The sequence below is a fragment of the Streptomyces regalis genome (genome assembly GCF_001509475.1).
In the GTDB taxonomy this organism is placed as follows: domain Bacteria; phylum Actinomycetota; class Actinomycetes; order Streptomycetales; family Streptomycetaceae; genus Streptomyces; species Streptomyces regalis.
On record NZ_LLZG01000223.1, the window covers coordinates 1 to 774 of the forward strand.

The following is a 774-nucleotide window of genomic DNA, read 5'->3' on the forward strand; positions in this document are numbered from 1 at the left end:
GCCCAGCCACGCCAGGCACCCCCGCCCAACCGCCGGAGGCACGCGCACCCCCACCACCACCCGAGTGGCTCCCACGCCACACCCGCCCCCCTTATGTCGCGTTTGTCTGATTAGCGCGTATCGTCGGCGCATGCCCACGCCATACGGATCCCGCGGCGGCATGGCGTTCGGTGCGGAGGAGCTGCGTGTGCTCCGCCGCGCTCTCGCCCTCGCCCTTCACCCCACCCCCGCCTCGGCCGAGGACGTCCAGGCCTGTCTCCGCCTCGCCGAGTCGCTCGACGAGGCGATGCGCGAGGATGCCCGAATGCGTGCCTTCCTGGTGGCGGAGCTGGCCCGCTGCCGCGCCGCCCTCCCCGGCACCGCAACCGGCTACCTCACCCTCCTCGAGGAGTCCCTGGGCGCCGGATACCGCCCGACCTCCGACGACCTCGCCGCCCTTCGGGCTCTGCGCGGCAACCCCACCGCAGCCGCGCTCCTCAGTCGCTGCCGGACGTTCGCCGAGCAGGACGTACGAGCCCGCCTCGCGCGCGATACCGCTCACCCGGCACCCCACGTCGCGCCGACCGTCCCCGGGGCCCGTACACGCTTCCTGGCCCTCCCTGGAGGCCTGTCTGACGCTTCCTCCAGCACGGCGGTCCACCTCCCCGCCCAGGCCGCCGGCCAGGAACCCGGCAAGCAGCCCCGGAAGAAGCCCGCCGAAAAGCCGGCAGCCCCCCAACCCGGCCCCGGTCCAGGCCCCACCCCCGCCGCCCCGAAGCCGACGCGCCCCATCCC

At 74.9% G+C, this 774-nt stretch carries 1 protein-coding gene; it reads left to right on the forward strand.

All coding sequences use genetic code 11. From position 1 onward, the window contains the following. Positions 1-160: 160 nt before the first annotated feature. Positions 161-774: hypothetical protein (locus tag ADL12_RS23020; protein WP_062704664.1), on the forward strand; the 614-nt coding region annotated here is incomplete at its 3' end.